This window comes from Micromonospora reichwaldensis (genome assembly GCF_031845925.1).
GTDB lineage: Bacteria > Actinomycetota > Actinomycetes > Mycobacteriales > Micromonosporaceae > Micromonospora > Micromonospora reichwaldensis.
The window spans coordinates 20,932-38,394 of the sequence record NZ_JAVRFL010000012.1; the positions used below are offsets into that span (position 1 = coordinate 20,932).

Sequence of the window (17,463 nt, forward strand, 5' to 3'; positions counted from 1 at the left end):
GTATCCGATGCGTCCACTCTGGTCCGGTAGCGGCGCGTTTCCGGCCCACCTCCGCGCGGCCGTCGCCGCGCCGTCGGCATCGCATGAGGCCATGACGCAGGGTAGTTTTCGTCGCTCTCCGTTGCCGGATGGGCCCTGACCAGGGCGCCTGTACCCCTACCGCCCCGGCCCCTATCACCCCGGCGACGGACCCGCCCGGACCCGGTGGGGGTGTCGGAGCCGTCCGGTGGGGGGTGTCGGATCCGGAGGTTAGGGTCGGGCGATGACCACGGCTCCACCACTCATCCAGGCGCGGGCGCTGGTGAAGCGGTTCGGCGACTTCACCGCCGTCGACGGCATCGACGTCGAGGTGCGGGCCGGCGAGGCGTTCGGCTTCCTCGGGCCCAATGGCGCCGGCAAGTCCTCCACCATGCGGATGATCGGCTGCACCTCCCCGCCCAGCGGGGGCGAGCTGCGCATCCTCGGCATGGATCCGGTGCGCGACGGGCCGGCGATCCGGGCCCGCCTGGGCGTCTGCCCGCAGCTCGACAACCTGGATCCCGAGCTGACCGTCCAGGAGAACCTCACCACCTACGCGCGCTACTTCGGCATCTCCCGCCGGGTGGCCCGGGCGCGGGCCGCCGAGCTGCTCGACTTCGTCCAGCTCATCGAGCGGGCCGACAGCAGGGTGGAGCCGCTCTCGGGCGGCATGAAGCGGCGGCTGACCATCGCCCGCGCGCTGGTCAACGAGCCCGAGATCGTCCTGCTCGACGAGCCGACGACCGGCCTGGACCCGCAGGCCCGGCACCTGGTGTGGGAGCGGCTGTTCCGGCTCAAGCAGCAGGGCGTCACGTTGGTCCTCACCACGCACTACATGGACGAGGCGGAGCAGCTCTGCGACCGCCTGGTGGTGATGGACGGCGGGCGGATCGTCGCCGAGGGCTCGCCCCGGGCGCTGATCGACCGGCACTCCACCCGGGAGGTCGTCGAGCTGCGGTTCGCCGCCGAGTCCCAGGAGGCGTTCGCCGGCAAGCTCGACGGGCTGGGGGAGCGGGTCGAGGTGCTGCCCGACCGGATCCTGCTCTACGTGCCCGACGGCGACGCGGCCGTCGCCGAGGTCGGCGAGCGGGGGCTGCACCCGGCCAACGTGCTGGTCCGGCGCAGCAGCCTGGAGGACGTCTTCCTCCACCTCACCGGCCGCACCCTGGTCGACTGACAGCGCGTCCGGTCGCTGGTCGTCGGTCGTTCGCGATCCGGTGCCGGTCGCCCGGCGCCACCGGGTGGGTGCGGCGGCGCCGGCCGTTACGTAGCATCGGCGGGCCGGCGGCACGTCGACCGCCCGCCGACGCACACGGGGGTGTCATGTCGGAGTTGGAGTTCCAGTCCCGCCGCCAGGCCGGGCTCGCCGCGCTCTATCTGGGCGTCTTCGCGACGATCTGGTTCAGCGTGCCGGCCGCCGAGCAGCCGCTGCGCGCCCTGCTGGTGGTCGCGAGCGGCGCGGCCCTGGTCACGGCGGTGATCGGCGCCGTCGTCGTGGCCCGCAGCCGGGGAGCCGGGGGCGTCGCGCACGACCGCGCCGCCGATCGCCGCTACCTCCTGATCGTCCTGGCCGAGTTCGCCGCCGCCGGGCTCGGCGCCGTCGTGCTCGCCCTCGTCGGCTGGTCGGAGTTCATCCCGGTGCTGGTCGGCGCCGTCGTGGGGCTGCACTTCTTCCCCCTCGTCCCGGTACTGCGCGACCCGCTGCTGTGGCCGCTCGGGGTGGCGGTGTGCGCCGTCGCCGTGGCCGGGCTGGTCACCGCGCTCGTCTCGGCGGTGCCGGCGGGGCTCGTCGTCGGCACCGGCACCGGGCTGCTGCTGCTCGCCTACGCGGTGCAGGCGCTGCTGCGCGCGGCCCGTAAGCGCTGACGGGGCGACGGAGTCGCCGGCCTGTCGTACCCGCGAGGTAGGAAGGCCGTGGTGGACGCGGAGCGAGACGGGGGTGGTCGCGTGAGCGTGGCGCAGTCGGCGCGGGAACGCGCGCGCCCGAGATTGCCGCGGGTGCCGGCGCTCGCGGTGCTGGCGCACCATCTCGTCGGCTACCGGCGCACCTGGCGGGCGGGGATCTTCTCGTCGTTCCTGCTGCCGGTGCTGACCGTCCTCGGCTTCGGCGTCGGCGTCGGCTCCTACATCGACCAGGGCATCGACGGGGTGAGCTACCTCGACTGGATCGTGCCCGGCCTGATCGCGTCGACCGCGTTGCAGACGGCCGTCAGCGAGTCGACGTGGCCCGTGTTCGGCAACTTCCAGTGGGTCAGGACCTACGTCGCGCAGAGCGCGGCGCCGCTGCGGGTGGGCGACATCCTCGGCGGGCACCTGGCCTTCGTGGTGTTCCGGGTGGTCACCACCGTCGCGGCGTTCCTGCTGGTGACGGCCCTGTTCGGGGCGCTGCGCTCGCCGTGGGCGCTCGCCGCGCTGCCGGTGACGGCGCTGCTCGGGCTGGCGGTCGCCGCGCCGACCTTCGCGTACGCGTCGGTGGTCTCCGTCGACAGTTGGCTCGCGATGCTGCTCCGCTTCGCGGTGATCCCGATGACGCTCTTCGCCGGCGTGTTCTTCCCCGTCGAGTCGCTGCCCCTGGCGCTGCGCTGGCTGGCGTACGCCACCCCGCTCTGGCACGGCGTCGACCTGTGCCGGGCGGCGGCGCTCGGCGTCGCTCCGCAGTGGTCGGTCGCCGGGCACCTGCTCTACCTCGCGGCCTGGGCGGTCGGCGGCTGGCTGCTGGCCCGGCGCGCGTTCCGTCGCAGGCTGGTCGTCTAGGAGGAGTCGCAGTGGTCGCTCTCGTCCTGCCCCGGCTGGCCGCCGCGTCCCGCCGGTCGGTCTCCGTGGCCGAGCGCAACGTCGCGGCCCTGAAGGCCGTCTACTGGCTGCTGCTCGTCTCCGGGTTCGTGGAGCCGCTGCTCTACCTGCTCTCCATCGGTGTCGGGGTCGGCACGCTGGTCGGCGACCTCACGCTGCCCGGCGGCGAGGTCGTCACCTACGCGGCGTTCGTCGCGCCGGCCATGCTCGCGTCGTCGGCCATGTCCGGCGCGCTGTCGGAGACGACCTTCAACTTCTTCGGCAAGATGAAGCAGATGAAGCTGTACGACGGGGTGATCGCCACCCCGGTGCAGCCGTTCGAGATCGCGCTGGGGGAGCTGCTCTGGGCGATGCTGCGCGGCAGCGCATACTCGGCCGCCTTCCTGGTGGTGATGGTGGTGATGGAGTTGACCACCGCCGCGCGGGCGCTGGTCGCCTTTCCGGCGGCCGTGCTGGTCGGCTTCGCCTTCGGCGCGCTGGGCATGGCGATCACCACCTTCATGCGCAGCTGGCACGACTTCGACCTGATGTCGGCGGCCCAGTTCACCCTCTTCCTCTTCTCCGGCACGTTCGTCCCCGCCGAGGCCTACCCGGCCGCGCTGCGCTGGGCGGTGGAGGTGACGCCGCTCTACCGCGCGGTGCACCTCATCCGCGGCGTCTCGGTGGGCGCGGCCGGCTGGGAGTGGGTGCTCGACGTGCTCTACCTGCTCGCGGCGATGGTCCTGGGGCTGCTGGTCGCCTCGCGCCGGATGAGCAGGTTGCTCTACGGCTAGGGGTTAACGGTGGCCGCTGCCTGGGCATGTCGAGGAGGACTGACACCGACCACGAGGAGGGGCGATGGCCTCCGACGAGTCCTCCACCCGAAGCGGACGCGACCGCGACGATTCCGGGGCGGCGGCCGGCCGGGTGGGCGACCGCCGGACGGGCCGCGCGGACCGGGGATCCGACCCCGTTCGTGCCGAGCGGCACCGCCCGGGTCGTGGCCCGGTCGGGCCCGACGAGGGTCCCGACAGCCCGACCGAGCTGCCGGGCGCCGGTTGGAAGGCCGCGCTGCGCCGCACGGTGCGGGAGTTCCAGGACGACAGCCTGACCGACTGGGCGGCGGCCCTGACGTACTACGGGGTGCTCTCGATCTTCCCCGGCCTGCTGGTGCTGGTCTCGATCCTCGGCCTGCTCGGCCCGCGGGCCACGGAGGGCGTCAAGGAGACGGTCAACGACGTCGTCCCGCAGGACAGCATCCGGCAGATCGTCGAGGGGGCGATCGACCAGGCGCAGCAGAGCGGCGGCTTCGCCGGCTTCGCCGCGATCCTCGGTCTGCTCGCCGCGTTCTGGTCGGCGTCGGGTTACGTCGCCGCGTTCATGCGCGCCTCCAACACCATCTACGACGTGCCGGAGGGGCGGCCGATCTGGAAGACGCTGCCGATCCGCGTCGGGGTGACCGCGGTGATCGGCGTGATGCTGCTGGCCAGCGCGGTGATCGTGGTCTTCACCGGCGGCCTGGCCGAGCAGGTCGGGGAGGCGATCGGGCTGGGCTCCACGGCGGTGACCGTGTGGAACATCGCCAAGTGGCCGGTGCTGCTGCTCCTGGTGAGCCTGATGTTCGCGATCCTCTACTGGGCGTCGCCCAACGCGCGGCACGGCGGCTTCCGCTGGGTCAGCCCCGGAGGCGTGCTGGCGGTGGTCATCTGGTTGGTGATCTCGGGCCTGTTCGCGCTCTACGTCAGCAACTTCGGCTCGTACAACAAGACGTACGGGGCGCTCGCCGGTGTGATCGTCTTCCTGATCTGGCTGTGGCTGAGCAACATCGCGATCCTCCTCGGCGCGGAGTTCGACGCCGAGCTGGAGCGCAGCCGCGCCATCGAGGCGGGCCACTCCCCGGACGAGGAGCCGTACGTCGAGCTGCGCGACGACCGCAAGCTCAAGAAGAAGCGCAACGCCGCCAACCGCAGCTGACCGCGTCGCCCGTCCGCACCCGCCGACGCCCCGCCACCCGTCACCGGTGGCGGGGCGTCGGCGCGCTTCCGCCCGCTCCGGGCCCTGCGCTTTTCCCGATCCTCCCGATGCTTTTGCTCGATCGGACAAAAGTTCGCGTCAAATCGGCCGAAGCTCTGGACACGTGACACGGAACACTCCTACTGTGTCGGCACGACACCTCGGCATCACGTCGATGTGAACGAGCCCGCGAAGAGGTGAGTCCGGTGCGGACGGTCGACCCCCTGCACGTACGGCTGCTGCGGCTGCTCCGTGACGAGGGGGCGGTGTCCCGGGCCGAGCTGGGCGACCGGTTGCAGATGCCCCGTCCCCGGCTGCTGGCGGAGCTGGAACGGCTCGTCGCCCTCGGCTACGTCGCCGAGGCGGGGCTGGCCGCCTCCCGGGGCGGTCGCCGTTCCACCCTGGTCGAGCTGAGCCCGCGCCTGCGCTTCGCCGCCGTCGACCTCGGCGCCAGCTCCATCGACGTCGAGGTGGTCAACGGCCGGCTGGAGCCGGTCGCCGCGTACGCCGAGGCGGCCGACATCCGCACCGGCCCGAAGGTGATCCTCCAGCGGGTCAACGAGCTGCTGCACAAGGCCCGGGTGGACGGCGCCTACGAGCGGCTCGACGCCGTCGGCATCGGGGTGCCCGGCCCGGTCAGCTTCCGCGACGGCGTGCCGGTCTCCCCGCCGATCATGCCGGGGTGGGACCGGTTCCCGGTGCGCGAGCTGCTCACCCGCGAGCACGGCTGCCCGGCGGTGGTCGACAACGACGTCAACATCATGGCCATCGGGGAGCGGCACGGCGGGGTCGCCCACTCTGTGGACGACTTCCTCTTCGTGAAGATCGGCACCGGAATAGGGTGCGGGATCTACCTCAGCGGCGAGGTCTACCGGGGCACCGACGGCTGCGCCGGGGACATCGGCCACATCCAGGTCGACGCGCAGGGCCCCATGTGCTCCTGCGGCAACGTCGGCTGCCTGGAGGCCCTGTTCAGCGGGGCCGCGCTGGCCAAGGACGCGACCGCCGCCGCGCGCAGCGGGGTGTCGCCGGCGCTGGCCGAACGCCTCGCCGCACACGGCGCGGTGACCGCCCTCGACGTCGCCGGGGGCGCCGTCGAGGGGGACGTGACGTGCATCCAGCTGATCCGCGACGGGGGTCGGCGGGTGGGTGGGGTCCTGGCCGGGCTGGTCAGCTTCACCAACCCGTCGATGATCGTGATCGGCGGCGGGCTCGCCCAGCTCGGGCACATCCTCCTCGCCGAGATCCGCAGCGTCGTCTACCGCCGGTCGCTGCCGCTGGCCACCGGCAACCTGCCCGTCGTCCTGTCCGAGCTGGGCCCGCGCGCCGGCGTCGCCGGTGCCGCCGTGCTGGCCAGCGACGTGGCCTTCGCGGAGGCATCATGAGTGAGCAACTGGTCGAGACGCCCGCCGACGCCGTCGCGGGCGAGGTGGTGCTGCGCCTCACCGACGTGGTCAAGACCTTCCCGGGCGTACGGGCCCTGGACGGGGTGCAGCTGGAGGTGCGCGCCGGCGAGGTGCACTGCCTGCTAGGGCAGAACGGCGCCGGCAAGTCCACCCTGATCAAGGTGCTCGCCGGGGTGCACCGGCCCGACTCGGGGCTCGTCGAGTGGCGGGGCGCACCGACCACCTTCGCCAACCCGCAGGCCGCCATGCGCGCCGGCATCGCCACCATCTACCAGGAACTCGACCTGGTCGAGGACCTCTCGGTCGCGGAGAACGCCTTCCTCGGCCACGAGCCGCGCCGGCTCGGCTTCGTCCGGCGGGGCGCCATGGCCCGGCACACCCGGCAGATCCTCGGCCGGCTCGGTCACGCCGAGATCCCGCCCGGGCGGATGGTGCGCGCGCTGCCCGCCGCCGGCAAGCAGATCGTCAGCATGGCCCGCGCGCTCTCCCACGAGGCCCGGCTGATCATCATGGACGAGCCGAGCGCCGTGCTGGCCCACGACGAGGTGGGCAACCTGTTCCGGATCATCCGGGAGCTGACCGCGCAGGGCATCGCCGTCATCTACATCTCGCACCGGCTGGAGGAGATCCGCGAGATCGGCGACCGGGTCACCGTACTCAAGGACGGCCGGACCACCGCGGCGAACCTGTCGGCCCGCGACACCCCGACCCGCGACCTGGTCAGCCGGATGACCGGCCGCACCATCGAGTACGTCTTCCCGGACCGCCCGGCCGGCGCGGCGGGCGGCGCGGAGCTGCTCACGGTCGAGGGGTTGACCCGGGCCGGCGAGTTCGCCGACGTCTCGCTCGGCGTGCGGGCCGGCGAGATCGTCGGCATCGCCGGGCTGGTCGGCTCGGGCCGTTCCGAGCTGCTGGAGACCATCTACGGCGCGCGCCGTGCCGACGCCGGCTCGGTGCGGATGGCCGGCCGGGCGCTGCGCCCCGGCAGCGTCGGCGCGGCGGTGCGGGCCGGCATGGGGATGGCCCCCGAGGAGCGCAAGAGCCAGGCGTTGCTGCTGGGCGAGCCGATCTACCGCAACGTGACCCTGGCGACCTTCGCCCGCTACGCCCGCGCCGGGTTCACCGACGCCGGGCGGGAACGGGCCGAGGCGGACCGGATCGCCGAGAGCCTGGAGCTGCGCCCCCGCGACGTACGCCGGCCGGTGCGCACCCTCTCCGGCGGCAACCAGCAGAAGGTGGTGGTCGGCCGCTGGCTGCTCGGCGACACCCGGCTGCTGCTGCTCGACGAGCCGACCCGGGGCGTCGACGTCGGCGCCCGGGCGGAGCTCTACCAGGTGATCCGGGGGCTGGCCGCGCGCGGCGTCGGGGTGCTGCTGGTCTCCAGCGAGGTCCCCGAGGTGCTCGGCCTGGCCGACCGGGTGCTGGTGATGCGGGAGGGGCGGGTCGTCCACGAGGCCCCGGCCCGCGAACTCGACGAGAACACCGTGCTCGACCTCGTCATGGCGGGGTCCCTGATGGAAGGCGCACCGGCATGACCGAGGGTCCTACTCCCACCGCGGCGCCGGAGCGGGCGGCGCAACTGCCGGCGCAGTCGCCGCCGGTGGACCCGGCGCAGACCGCGGCGGCCGTCGACAAGGTGGCGGCACCGGGCCGGATCTCCTGGTGGCGGGGGGACGGCGGCGAGGGCGCCCGCCGCAACCTCGGCCTGATCGGGGTGCTGGCCGTGCTCGTCGTGATCGGCGCCCTCACCCGCTCCGACCTGTACTCCGATCCCGACTGGGTGTGGGACAACGTCCTGAGCATCCTCAAGCTGGCGGCCGTGGTCGGCGTGGTCACCGTCGGCATGACCTTCGTCATCATCGGCGGCGGCATCGACCTCTCCGTCGGCGCGATCGTCGCGCTGGCCGGCGTCTGGTGCACCACGGTGGCCACCCAGAGCTACGGCGCCGGCGGCATGATCTTCAGCGCGCTCACCGTCGGGCTGGCGGTCGGCCTGGTCAACGGGCTGCTCATCTCGTACGGCCGGCTGGTGCCGTTCATCGCGACCCTCGCCATGCTGGTGGCGGCGCGGGGCCTGGCCGCCGAGATCTCCGACAAGCAGACCCAGGTGTCGGACAACGGCTTCATCAACGGCCTCGCCAGCAACAGCCTGCTGGGCATCCCGCTGCTGGTCTACATCCTCGCCGCCGTGGTGGCCGCCGGCTGGGTGCTGCTCAACCGCACCACCTTCGGCCGGCGTACGGTCGCCGTCGGCGGCAACCCGGAGGCCGCCCGGCTCGCCGGGATCAACGTCCGGCGGCACACCGTGCTGCTCTACGCGCTCTCCGGGCTCTGCTGCGGGATCGCCGCCATCATGCTCACCGCCCAGGCCAACTCGGCGCAGGCGGCGATGGCGAACCTCTACGAGCTGGACGCGATCGCCGCCGCGATCATCGGCGGCACGCTGCTCAGCGGCGGGCGGGGCACCATCATCGGTTCCCTGCTCGGGGTGGTCATCTTCGCCACCATCACCAACCTCTTCGCCATCAACGGCCTCTCCACGGAGGCCCAGAACATGGTCAAGGGCGGCATCATCGTCGCCGCCGTCCTGGTCCAGCAGGTCCAGTTCCGCAGCCTCACCCAGTTCCTGGGCCGCAACCGGCTCACCACCACCTGACCCGCACCGCACCGACCGCGCGGCATCCGGGCCACCTGAGCGACGGTGGCCGGGCACCGCACGCGTTCTTCCGTCCCGCACCGCGAGATTTCCTCCACCACCGTCAACCCAGGAGGTCGTCATGACCCAGCACAGTCGCGACATGTCGCGCCGCCGGCTGCTCTTCGGCGGGGCCGCCGTCGGCGCCGGCGTGCTGCTCGCCGGCTGCACCAGCAACGAGACCAAGCCGACCGAGGCGCAGACCAAGGCGGCGGCCGCGCCGGGCGGCAACAACGAGCCCGGCAAGCGGGTCGTCATCGGCTTCTCCGCGCCGGCCGCCGACCACGGCTGGATCGCCGCCATCACCAACAACGCCAAGGCGCAGGCCGGGGCGTACTCCGACGTGGAGTTCAAGTCGGTCGAGGCCGGCGCGGACGCGGCGGCCCAGCGGGCGGCGCTGTCCACGCTGATCTCGCAGAAGCCGGACGTGATCGTGCTGCTGCCGCACGACGGCAAGGAGCTCAACGCGTTCGGGCTGGAGGCGATGAAGGCCGGGGTCCCGGTGGTCAACCTGGACCGGGCCTTCCCCGACGCGCGGGCCTACCGGCTCCAGATCAAGGGCGACAACTACGGCATGGGCGTGGCCGCCGCCACCTACATGATCGAGCAGTTCAAGGCCAAGGGCGTCAGCAACCCGGTGATCGGCGAGATCGCGGGCATGGACGAGCTGGAGTTGACCCAGGAGCGGTCGAAGGGCTTCGTCGACACCCTGACGGCGAGCGGCTTCAAGGTCGCCAACCGCCGGGCGGCCCGCTTTACGGCCGACTCGGGGCAGCAGGAGGCGGCGCAGCTGCTCCAGGCCCTGCCGAAGATCGACGCGCTCTGGAACCACGACGACGACCAGGGCATCGGCGTGCTGGCCGCGGTCAACCAGAGCGGCCGCAAGGAGTTCTTCATGGTCGGCGGCGCCGGCTCGAAGAAGGCGATGGAGGACATCCAGGCGGACAACACGGTGCTGAAGGCGACGGTGACCTACAGCCCCTCGATGGCCTCCTCGGCCATCTCCCTGGCCCGGCTGATCGGCCAGGGCAGGGGCATGTCCGACCTGGTGGAACTCCAGGTGCCCAAGGAGATCATCCTCGCCTCCGAGACGATCACCAAGGAGAACGCGGGCAGCTACCTCAAGCTCGGGTTCTGATACACGGGGGGAGACCCACCTTGTCCACGACAGACAGAGAACTGCGGGTCGGCATGGTCGGCTACGCGTTCATGGGCGCCGCGCACTCGCAGGCGTGGCGCACCGTGAACCGGGTGTTCGACCTGCCGGCACGGGCCCGGATGTCGCTGATCTGCGGCCGGGACGCCGGGAAGGTGGCCGACGCCGCCGACCGGCTCGGCTGGGACGCGTACACGACCGACTGGCGCGACCTGATCGCCCGGGACGACATCGACGTGGTCGACGTCTGCACGCCCGGGGACAGCCACGCCGAGATCGCCCTCGCCGCGCTGGCCGCCGGCAAGCACGTGCTGTGCGAGAAGCCGTTGGCCAACACGGTCTCCGAGGCCCGGGCGATGGCCGCCGCGGCGGTCACCGCGCAGGCCGCCGGGGTGCGGTCGATGTGCGGGTTCAACTACCGGCGGGTGCCGGCGGTCGCGATGATGCGCCAGCTCGTCGCCGACGGGCGGCTCGGGGTGATCCGGCACGTCCGGGCGACGTACCTGCAGGACTGGATCGTGGACCCGCAGTTCCCCCTCGTGTGGCGGTTGCAGCGGGACAAGGCCGGCTCCGGCGCGCTCGGCGACATCGGCGCGCACATCATCGACCTGACCCAGTACGTCACCGGCCGGCGGATCACCGGGGTCAGCGCGGTCACCGAGACGTTCGTCAAGGAGCGGCCGCTGCCGGCCGGGTCGAGCGGGCTGGCGGCGACGGTGGACGGGGCGACGGCCGACGGCAACGGTGCCGACGGCCACCGCCCGGCCACCGGGGCGGTCACCGTCGACGACGCGGCGGTCTTCGTGGCCCGCCTCGACGGCGGAGTGCTGGCGACGTACGAGGCGAGCCGCTTCGCCACCGGACGCAAGAACGCCCTCCGGGTGGAGATCAACGGCTCGCTGGGCACGGTGGCCTTCGACCTGGAGCGCCTCAACGAGCTGGAGTTCTACGACGCGACGCGACCCGCCGCCGAGCAGGGGTTCAGCCGCATCCTGGTGACCGAGGGGGAGCACCCGTACATGTCCGCGTGGTGGCCGCCCGGCCACCTCATCGGCTACGAGCACTCCTTCACCCACCAGATGCGGGACTTCGTCGAGGCGGTCGCCACCGGCGTCGACCCGGCGCCCTCCTTCGTCGACGGGTTGCAGGTCCAGCTGGTGCTGGACGCGGTGACCCGGTCGGCGGAGCTCGGCTCCTCGTGGACCGAGGTGGAGCCGGCCCTGGCCACGGTCGCCGCCTGAGCCGACTCCGGCGCCGACCGGCGAGGGACCGGCCGCGGTTGCGCCCCGCGGCCGGGACGAGGTCGGAGCCGGAGGACGTGCGGCCGGGCCGGCGTGGCCCGGTGACGCACGAGCAGAACGGTCGTCCGGTGCGGCCGGACCGGGATTCCCCGGTCGCACCGGAGGACCGTCACCACCCGGCGACCGTTGCCGGGCCGTGTCACCCCACGACGTCCGGTCGGCGCGCGCCGTCGTCCCGACCGGCGGATGCGGGGGAGGCAGGGACGGGACGCCGACCGGCCCTGCCTGCCAGCCCCGTCCGTCCGTGCCCGCGCCGGGATCCGGGCCGGGGTCGTCGCCGCCGACGTCGACACCGGACCGGTGGGCTCCTCCCGGGGCGGCCGGCGGACGGGGCCCATCCGCATAGATGCGTATCTTTCCGAACAAACTTCTGATATCTATATAACTCAATGCACGGCTGGTTCCTCCTGATCGGGAAGGAGCACCATGCGTACGGGTGTCTGGCTGGTGGGAGCACGCGGCTCGGTCGCGACCACCAGCATCGTCGGGGCGCTCGCCCTGCGGTCCGGGCTCACCGGCCCGACCGGCTGCGTCACCGAGCTGCCCGACCTGCGCGGGCCCGCCCTGCCGGCCTTCACCGACCTGGTACTCGGCGGGCACGACGTCGTCACCACCCCGCTGGCGAAGCGGGCCGAGACCCTGGCCGCCGCCGGCGTGCTGCCCGGCCGACTGGTCGCCGCCCTCCCCGACGAGCTGGCCGCCGTCGAACGCGAGCTGCGTCCGGCCCCCGCCGGCGGCACCCAGGCGGACCGGGCCGCCGCGACCGTACGCGACCTCACCGACTTCCGCCGCCGGCACGGGCTGGACCGGGTGGTGGTGGTCAACGTCTCGGCCACCGAACCCGCCGCCCGCCCGCACCCGGGCCACGCAGACCCGGGCGCGCTGGCCGCCGCGCTCGCCGGCCCCGACGAGGTGCTGCCGCCCAGCTCCCTCTACGCGTACGCGGCGGTGCGGGCAGGCTGCCCGTACGTCGACTTCACCCCGTCCACCGGGCTGCGACTCCCGGCCCTGGTGGCGCTGGCCGCCGAGTGCGGGATCCCGTACGCCGGGCACGACGGCAAGACGGGGGAGACGCTGGTCAAGTCCGTGCTCGCGCCGATGTTCGCGATGCGGCACCTGGCGGTGCGCTCCTGGTCCGGGGTCAACCTGCTCGGCGGCGGCGACGGCGCCACCCTCGCCGATCCGGCGGCCAACGCGGCCAAGGTGGAGAGCAAGCAGCGGGTGCTCGGCGAGACCCTCGGCCACCTGCCGCAGGGCGGCACCCGGATCGAGTACGTCGAGGCGCTGGGCGACTTCAAGACCGCCTGGGACCTGATCACGTTCGCCGGGTTCCTCGGTACCGGGATGCGGATGGAGTTCACCTGGCACGGCTGCGACTCCGCCCTGGCCGCGCCCCTCGTGCTCGACCTGGCCCGACTCACCGCCGCCGCGCACGCCGCCGGCCACGCCGGCCCCCTGACCGACCTCGCCTTCTTCTTCAAGGACCCGCTCGGCACACCCACCCACTCGCTGGCCGACCAGTGGACCCGACTGTGCGGCTTCGCCCACCGGCTGCACGCGGGAGGCACCGATGCCGCGCCTCGCTGACCTCGCCGAACTGGTCCGGGCGCCGGCCGCGCTCTCGGTGCCCGGGGACGTGGTCGCCGGGGCGGCGGCCGCCGGCACGCTCGGGCGGCGTACGCCCGTGCTGGCCGCCGCGTCCGTCCTGCTCTACTGGGCGGGGATGGCCGCCAACGACTGGGCCGACCGCCGGCTGGACGCCGTCGAACGCCCCGAGCGGCCCATCCCCAGCGGCCGGGTGGCCCCCGGGGCCGCGCTCGGCCTCGCCGCCGGGCTCACCGCCGCCGGGGTCGCGCTGGCCACCGCCGCCGGGGGTCGGCGCGCCGCGACGGTCGCGGTCCCGCTCGCCGCCGCCGTCTGGGGGTACGACCTGGCGGCGAAGTCGACGGCCGCCGGCCCGGCCGTGATGGCCGCCTGCCGGGGGCTGGACGTGCTGCTCGGCGCCACCGGCGGACGGGCGCTGCGGGCGGTGCCGGCGGCGGTCACCGTGGCCGCGCACACGTGGACGGTCACCGCGCTCTCCCGCCGCGAGGTCACCGGCGCCGACGCCGCGCTGCCGCTGCGTACCCTCGCCGGCACCGCCCTGGTCGCTGCGGGCGCCGCCGCCCGGCCCCGCCACGAACGGGCCGCGCTGCCGGCGCTGCTGGCCGGCTGGTACGCGGCCCGCTACGGCGCGGCCCAGGCCCGGGCGGCGGCCGACCCCCGCGCCGGCCGGGTGCGGGCGGCGGTGGGAGCCGGGATCACCGGGCTGCCCGCGTTGCAGGGCGCCCTCACCGCACGCGCCGGGGCCGGGCTGCTGGGGCTGGCGGTGGCGGCGGCCGCGCCGCTCGGCGGCCGGCTCGCCCGAAGGATCTCCCCGACATGACCGCCCCGACCCGTCCCGCGCCGGACCCCCGTGGCACGGCGGTGGCCGGTGCGGCCGACGGCGACGGCGGGCTCCGGTTCGGCTACGGCACCAACGGGTTCGCCAACCACCGGCTGACCGACGCGCTCGCCGTCGTCGCCGACCTGGGCTACCAGGGCGTCGCGCTCACCCTGGACCACGACCACCTCGACCCGTTCGCGCCCGCGCTGGCCCGCCGGGTGGCGGCCGTCGCCCGTCGGCTCGCGGCGCTCGACCTCGCCGTGGTCGTCGAGACCGGCGCCCGCTACCTGCTCGACCCGTGGCACAAGCACGCCCCGACGCTGCTGCACGACGACCCGGCGCGGCGCGTCGAGTTCCTGCGCCGGGCCGTGCGGATCGGCGCCGACCTGGGCGCGGAGGCCGTCTCCCTCTGGTCCGGCGTACGCCCCGACGCTGTCGCACCGGAGACCGCCTGGGACCGGCTGGTCGCCGGCTGCGCGACGGTGGTCGACGCCGCCGAGGCGGCCGGCACGACCCTCGGTTTCGAGCCGGAACCGGGCATGCTGGTCGAGGACATCGCCGGCTGGCGCCGGCTGCGCGGCGCGCTCGGCGATCCGGCCCGCTTCGGCATCACCCTCGACATCGGGCACTGCCGCTGCCTGGAGCCGCGACCGGTCCCCGAGTGCGTACGCGAGGTCGGCCCGTACCTGGTCAACGTGCAGATCGACGACATGCGCCGGGGCGTGCACGAGCACCTGGAGTTCGGCGCGGGGGAGATCGACTTCCCGCCCGTGCTGCGGGCCCTGGGCGACGCCGGCTACCGGGGCCTGGTCGCCGTGGAGCTGCCCCGGCACTCGCACGCCGCCCCTGCCGTCGCGGCCCGCTCGCTCAACTTCCTGCGCGCCGCCGCGAAGGAGGCGGCGCGCCCGGGACCGGGTGCCACCGCGGAGGAGGCGGCACGCCGGCAACGGTGACGGGCCACGTCGGCAGCACGAGGGAGGAGACGGGATGACACCGGATTCACTGCGGGCCGCGCTGCGGGGCGTACCCGAACCCGACTGGCTGGACGGGGCGCTGCGGCGGGTGGCGGCCGAACCGGCGACGATCGACCGGTTCTTCCCGGCCGCCGGGCGGCGCTGCGGCCGGGCACCGCTGCCCGGGGCGCCCGGCTGGAGCGCCGACGAGGCGGCCCGGGCCCTGCTGCTGACCGCGCTGCCGACCGACCACGCGACCCACGCCGGGACCCGCTACCGGCAGGGCGACGCCGCCGAGAAGCGGGCCGTGCTCAAGGCCCTGCCGCTGCTGCCGGTCGGCGCGGCCGGGACGCCGCTGCTGCACGACGCGATCCGCACCAACGACACCCGGCTGTTGGCCGCCGCCCTCGGCCCGTACGCCCGGCACCTCGACCCGGCCGCCTGGCGCCAGGCGGTGCTCAAGTGCGTCTTCACCGGCGTGCCGCTGGCCGTGGTGCACGACCTCGACGCCCGCGCCGACGGCGAACTCGCCGCGATGCTCGCGTCGCTGGCCGCCGAGCGGCAGGCCGCCGGGCGCGCCATGCCGGCGGACGCGACCCACCTGCTCACCCGGCTGCGCGAAATCCAGGAGGCCTGATGCGCATCTTCGACCCGCACATCCACATGACCTCGCGGACCACCGACGACTACGAGCGGATGGCCGCCGCCGGCGTCCGGGCGGTGGTGGAGCCGGCGTTCTGGCTCGGCCAGCCCCGCACCAGCCCCGCCTCCTTCGCCGACTACTTCGACTCGCTGGTCGGCTGGGAGCCGTTCCGGGCCGGGCAGTGCGGGATCCGCCACCACGCCACGGTCGCGCTGAACCCGAAGGAGGCCAACGACCCGCGCTGCCGCCCGGTGCTCGACCTGCTGCCGCGCTACCTCGACAAGGACGCCGTGGTGGCGGTCGGCGAGATCGGCTACGACTCGATGACGCCGGAGGAGGACGAGGCGTTCGCCGCCCAGCTCGCCCTGGCCGTGGCCCACGACCTGCCGGCCCTGGTGCACACCCCGCACCGGGACAAGGCCCGGGGCGTCGAACGCAGCCTCGCCGTCGTCGCCGAGTCCGGCGTCGCGCCGGGCCGGGTGGTGCTCGACCACCTCAACGAGGTGACGGTGGGGCTGGTCCGTGACACCGGCTGCTGGCTGGGCTTCTCCATCTACCCCGACACCAAGATGTCGCCGCCGCGCATGGTGGAGCTGCTGCGGGCGTACGGGACCGAGCGGGTGCTGGTCAACTCGGCGGCCGACTGGGGGCGCTCGGACCCGCTGCTCACCCGGGCCACCGGGGAGGCGATGCTGCTGGCCGGTTTCACCGACGACGACGTGGACCGGGTGCTGTGGCGCAACCCGGTCGAGTTCTACGGCCAGTCCGGGCGGCTCGACCTGACGGACCTGGAGCACGCGGCCGCCGACCCGCCGACCGGCACCTGGGCGGGCAACTCGATCCTGCGCGGCGGCAGCTGATGCGGCTGCGGCACGCCGGCGGCGACACCGTCCACCTCGGCTACTGCACCAACGTGCACCCCGCCGAGGACCTCGCCGGCATTCTGCGCCAACTGGACACCCACGCCGTGCCCGTACGCGAGGCGCTCGGCGCCGACCTGCTCGGCCTCGGGCTGTGGCTGGCCGCCCCGGTCGCCGCCGAGCTGGCCGCCGACCCGGCCGCCCGCCGCCGGCTGCGGGCCGCGCTGACCGCCCGGGGGCTGGAGGTGGTCACGCTCAACGGCTTCCCGTACGCGGCCTTCCAGGCTCCCGTGGTCAAGGGCGACGTCTACCACCCGGACTGGACGACGCCCGCTCGGCTCGCGTACACCCTGGACCTGGCCCGGGTGCTCGCCGACCTGCTGCCCGACGACGCGGCCCGGGGCTCGGTCTCCACCCTGCCGCTGGCCTGGCGGCGGCCCTGGGACGCCGCCAGTGCCGACGGCGCCCGGCGCCGGCTCGACCAGCTCGCGGCCGGTCTCGCGGCCGTCGAGCGGGCAACCGGCCGCAGCGTCCGGGTCGGGTTCGAGCCGGAGCCGGGCTGCGTGGTGGAGAGCAGCGGCCAGGCCGTCGCGGCCCTGTCCGGCGTGGACACCGACCGGCTCGGCGTCTGCCTGGACCTGGCCCACCTCGCCTGCGCCTGGGAGGCGCCGGCCGAGGCGCTGGGCCGGCTGCGCACGGCCGGGCTGCCGGTGGTGAAGGTGCAGGTCTCGGCCGCCATCGAGGCGCCCGCCGGGGCGACGCCGGCGCTGCGCCGCTGGGTGGAGCCGCGCTTCCTGCACCAGACCCGCGCGGCCGGCTGCGCGGGCGCGGCCGACCCCGCCGACCCCGCCCACGCCGCCGACGACCTGGACGCCGCCCTGGCCGCGCGGCTGCCCGGGCCGTGGCGGGTGCACTACCACGTGCCGCTGCACGCCCCGCCCGAGCCGCCGCTGGGCTCGACCCTGCCGGTGCTGCGCGCCGCGCTGGCCGCGCTCTACGCCGGGCCGGAGGCGGGCTGCGACCACCTCGACGTCGAGACGTACACCTGGGGGGTGCTGCCGGCCGCGCGGCGCCCGCGCACCGACGCGGAGCTGGCCGCCGGCATCGCCGCGGAGCTGGCCTTCGCCCGCGCCGAGCTGCTCGCCCTGGGCCTGGCGCCGGCGGGCCGGGCGACCCCGGCGACGGCGGAGGTACGGCGATGAGCGGGCGGCAGCGAGCGGA

16 protein-coding genes are annotated in these 17,463 nt (G+C 74.4%); all 16 read left to right on the top strand.

Going from position 1 to position 17,463, the window contains the following annotated elements; all coding sequences use genetic code 11:
- Positions 1-262: 262 nt before the first annotated feature.
- The 16 genes from RM555_RS12155 (at position 263) to eboE (ending at position 17,444) form a co-directional block, all read left to right on the top strand.
- The gene (locus RM555_RS12155) at positions 263-1,195 is read left to right on the top strand and encodes an ABC transporter ATP-binding protein (protein ID WP_311411835.1); all 933 of its coding nucleotides are present in this window, start codon (positions 263-265) and stop codon (positions 1,193-1,195) included.
- Positions 1,196-1,341: 146 nt separating this feature from the next.
- Entirely contained in the window at positions 1,342-1,884 is a 543-nt protein-coding gene (locus tag RM555_RS12160) for a hypothetical protein (RefSeq protein ID WP_311411836.1), read from the top strand.
- 87 nt (positions 1,885-1,971) lie between these two features.
- A complete protein-coding gene (locus RM555_RS12165; RefSeq protein WP_311411960.1) occupies positions 1,972-2,772 on the top strand; it encodes an ABC transporter permease in 801 nt (266 codons plus the stop codon).
- Positions 2,773-2,783: 11 nt separating this feature from the next.
- Positions 2,784-3,584 carry an ABC transporter permease gene (locus RM555_RS12170; protein WP_311411837.1) on the top strand — a complete coding sequence of 267 codons (801 nt, stop codon included), beginning with the start codon at positions 2,784-2,786 and terminating at the stop codon, positions 3,582-3,584.
- Positions 3,585-3,648: 64 nt separating this feature from the next.
- The gene (locus RM555_RS12175) at positions 3,649-4,764 is read left to right on the top strand and encodes a YihY/virulence factor BrkB family protein (RefSeq protein ID WP_311411838.1); all 1,116 of its coding nucleotides are present in this window, start codon (positions 3,649-3,651) and stop codon (positions 4,762-4,764) included.
- 245 nt (positions 4,765-5,009) lie between these two features.
- Entirely contained in the window at positions 5,010-6,188 is a 1,179-nt protein-coding gene (locus tag RM555_RS12180) for an ROK family protein (RefSeq protein WP_132236960.1), read from the top strand.
- Positions 6,185-7,744, top strand: coding sequence for a sugar ABC transporter ATP-binding protein (locus RM555_RS12185; RefSeq protein ID WP_311411839.1), 1,560 nt, complete (start codon positions 6,185-6,187; stop codon positions 7,742-7,744). Before RM555_RS12180 ends, RM555_RS12185 begins: the two co-directional genes overlap by 4 nt.
- The gene (locus RM555_RS12190; RefSeq protein WP_311411840.1) at positions 7,741-8,865 is read left to right on the top strand and encodes an ABC transporter permease; all 1,125 of its coding nucleotides are present in this window, start codon (positions 7,741-7,743) and stop codon (positions 8,863-8,865) included. The genes RM555_RS12185 and RM555_RS12190 overlap by 4 nt, the downstream gene beginning before the upstream one ends.
- A gap of 121 nt (positions 8,866-8,986) precedes the next feature.
- Positions 8,987-10,042 carry a substrate-binding domain-containing protein gene (locus tag RM555_RS12195; RefSeq protein WP_132236966.1) on the top strand — a complete coding sequence of 352 codons (1,056 nt, stop codon included), beginning with the start codon at positions 8,987-8,989 and terminating at the stop codon, positions 10,040-10,042.
- A gap of 53 nt (positions 10,043-10,095) precedes the next feature.
- Positions 10,096-11,301, top strand: coding sequence for a Gfo/Idh/MocA family protein (locus tag RM555_RS12200; protein ID WP_393165336.1), 1,206 nt, complete (start codon positions 10,096-10,098; stop codon positions 11,299-11,301).
- A gap of 486 nt (positions 11,302-11,787) precedes the next feature.
- Entirely contained in the window at positions 11,788-12,948 is a 1,161-nt protein-coding gene (locus RM555_RS12205) for an inositol-3-phosphate synthase (protein WP_311411842.1), read from the top strand.
- The gene (locus RM555_RS12210; RefSeq protein ID WP_311411843.1) at positions 12,932-13,786 is read left to right on the top strand and encodes an SCO3242 family prenyltransferase; all 855 of its coding nucleotides are present in this window, start codon (positions 12,932-12,934) and stop codon (positions 13,784-13,786) included. The genes RM555_RS12205 and RM555_RS12210 overlap by 17 nt, the downstream gene beginning before the upstream one ends.
- Positions 13,783-14,739, top strand: a complete 957-nt coding sequence (locus tag RM555_RS12215; protein ID WP_311411844.1) for a sugar phosphate isomerase/epimerase family protein — start codon at positions 13,783-13,785, stop codon at positions 14,737-14,739. The genes RM555_RS12210 and RM555_RS12215 overlap by 4 nt, the downstream gene beginning before the upstream one ends.
- A 34-nt stretch (positions 14,740-14,773) precedes the next feature.
- A complete protein-coding gene (locus RM555_RS12220; RefSeq protein WP_311411845.1) occupies positions 14,774-15,376 on the top strand; it encodes an EboA domain-containing protein in 603 nt (200 codons plus the stop codon).
- Positions 15,376-16,242, top strand: coding sequence for a TatD family hydrolase (locus RM555_RS12225; RefSeq protein WP_311411846.1), 867 nt, complete (start codon positions 15,376-15,378; stop codon positions 16,240-16,242). The genes RM555_RS12220 and RM555_RS12225 overlap by 1 nt, the downstream gene beginning before the upstream one ends.
- Positions 16,242-17,444: a metabolite traffic protein EboE gene (eboE, locus tag RM555_RS12230; protein ID WP_311411847.1), complete on the top strand. Its 1,203-nt coding sequence runs from the start codon at positions 16,242-16,244 to the stop codon at positions 17,442-17,444. The genes RM555_RS12225 and eboE overlap by 1 nt, the downstream gene beginning before the upstream one ends.
- Positions 17,445-17,463 lie beyond the last annotated feature (19 nt).

Excerpts from the sequence above, each read along its gene's own strand:
- RM555_RS12155 (WP_311411835.1), top strand. The coding sequence starts at position 263 with ATGACCACGGCTCCACCACTCATCCAGGCGCGGGCGCTGGTGAAGCGG.
- RM555_RS12160 (WP_311411836.1), top strand. The coding sequence starts at position 1,342 with ATGTCGGAGTTGGAGTTCCAGTCCCGCCGCCAGGCCGGGCTCGCCGCG.
- RM555_RS12175 (WP_311411838.1), top strand. The coding sequence starts at position 3,649 with ATGGCCTCCGACGAGTCCTCCACCCGAAGCGGACGCGACCGCGACGAT.
- RM555_RS12185 (WP_311411839.1), top strand. The coding sequence starts at position 6,185 with ATGAGTGAGCAACTGGTCGAGACGCCCGCCGACGCCGTCGCGGGCGAG.
- RM555_RS12190 (WP_311411840.1), top strand. The coding sequence starts at position 7,741 with ATGACCGAGGGTCCTACTCCCACCGCGGCGCCGGAGCGGGCGGCGCAA.
- RM555_RS12195 (WP_132236966.1), top strand. The coding sequence starts at position 8,987 with ATGACCCAGCACAGTCGCGACATGTCGCGCCGCCGGCTGCTCTTCGGC.
- RM555_RS12200 (WP_393165336.1), top strand. The coding sequence starts at position 10,096 with ATGGTCGGCTACGCGTTCATGGGCGCCGCGCACTCGCAGGCGTGGCGC.
- RM555_RS12205 (WP_311411842.1), top strand. The coding sequence starts at position 11,788 with ATGCGTACGGGTGTCTGGCTGGTGGGAGCACGCGGCTCGGTCGCGACC.
- RM555_RS12210 (WP_311411843.1), top strand. The coding sequence starts at position 12,932 with ATGCCGCGCCTCGCTGACCTCGCCGAACTGGTCCGGGCGCCGGCCGCG.
- RM555_RS12215 (WP_311411844.1), top strand. The coding sequence starts at position 13,783 with ATGACCGCCCCGACCCGTCCCGCGCCGGACCCCCGTGGCACGGCGGTG.
- RM555_RS12220 (WP_311411845.1), top strand. The coding sequence starts at position 14,774 with ATGACACCGGATTCACTGCGGGCCGCGCTGCGGGGCGTACCCGAACCC.
- RM555_RS12225 (WP_311411846.1), top strand. The coding sequence starts at position 15,376 with ATGCGCATCTTCGACCCGCACATCCACATGACCTCGCGGACCACCGAC.
- eboE (WP_311411847.1), top strand. The coding sequence starts at position 16,242 with ATGCGGCTGCGGCACGCCGGCGGCGACACCGTCCACCTCGGCTACTGC.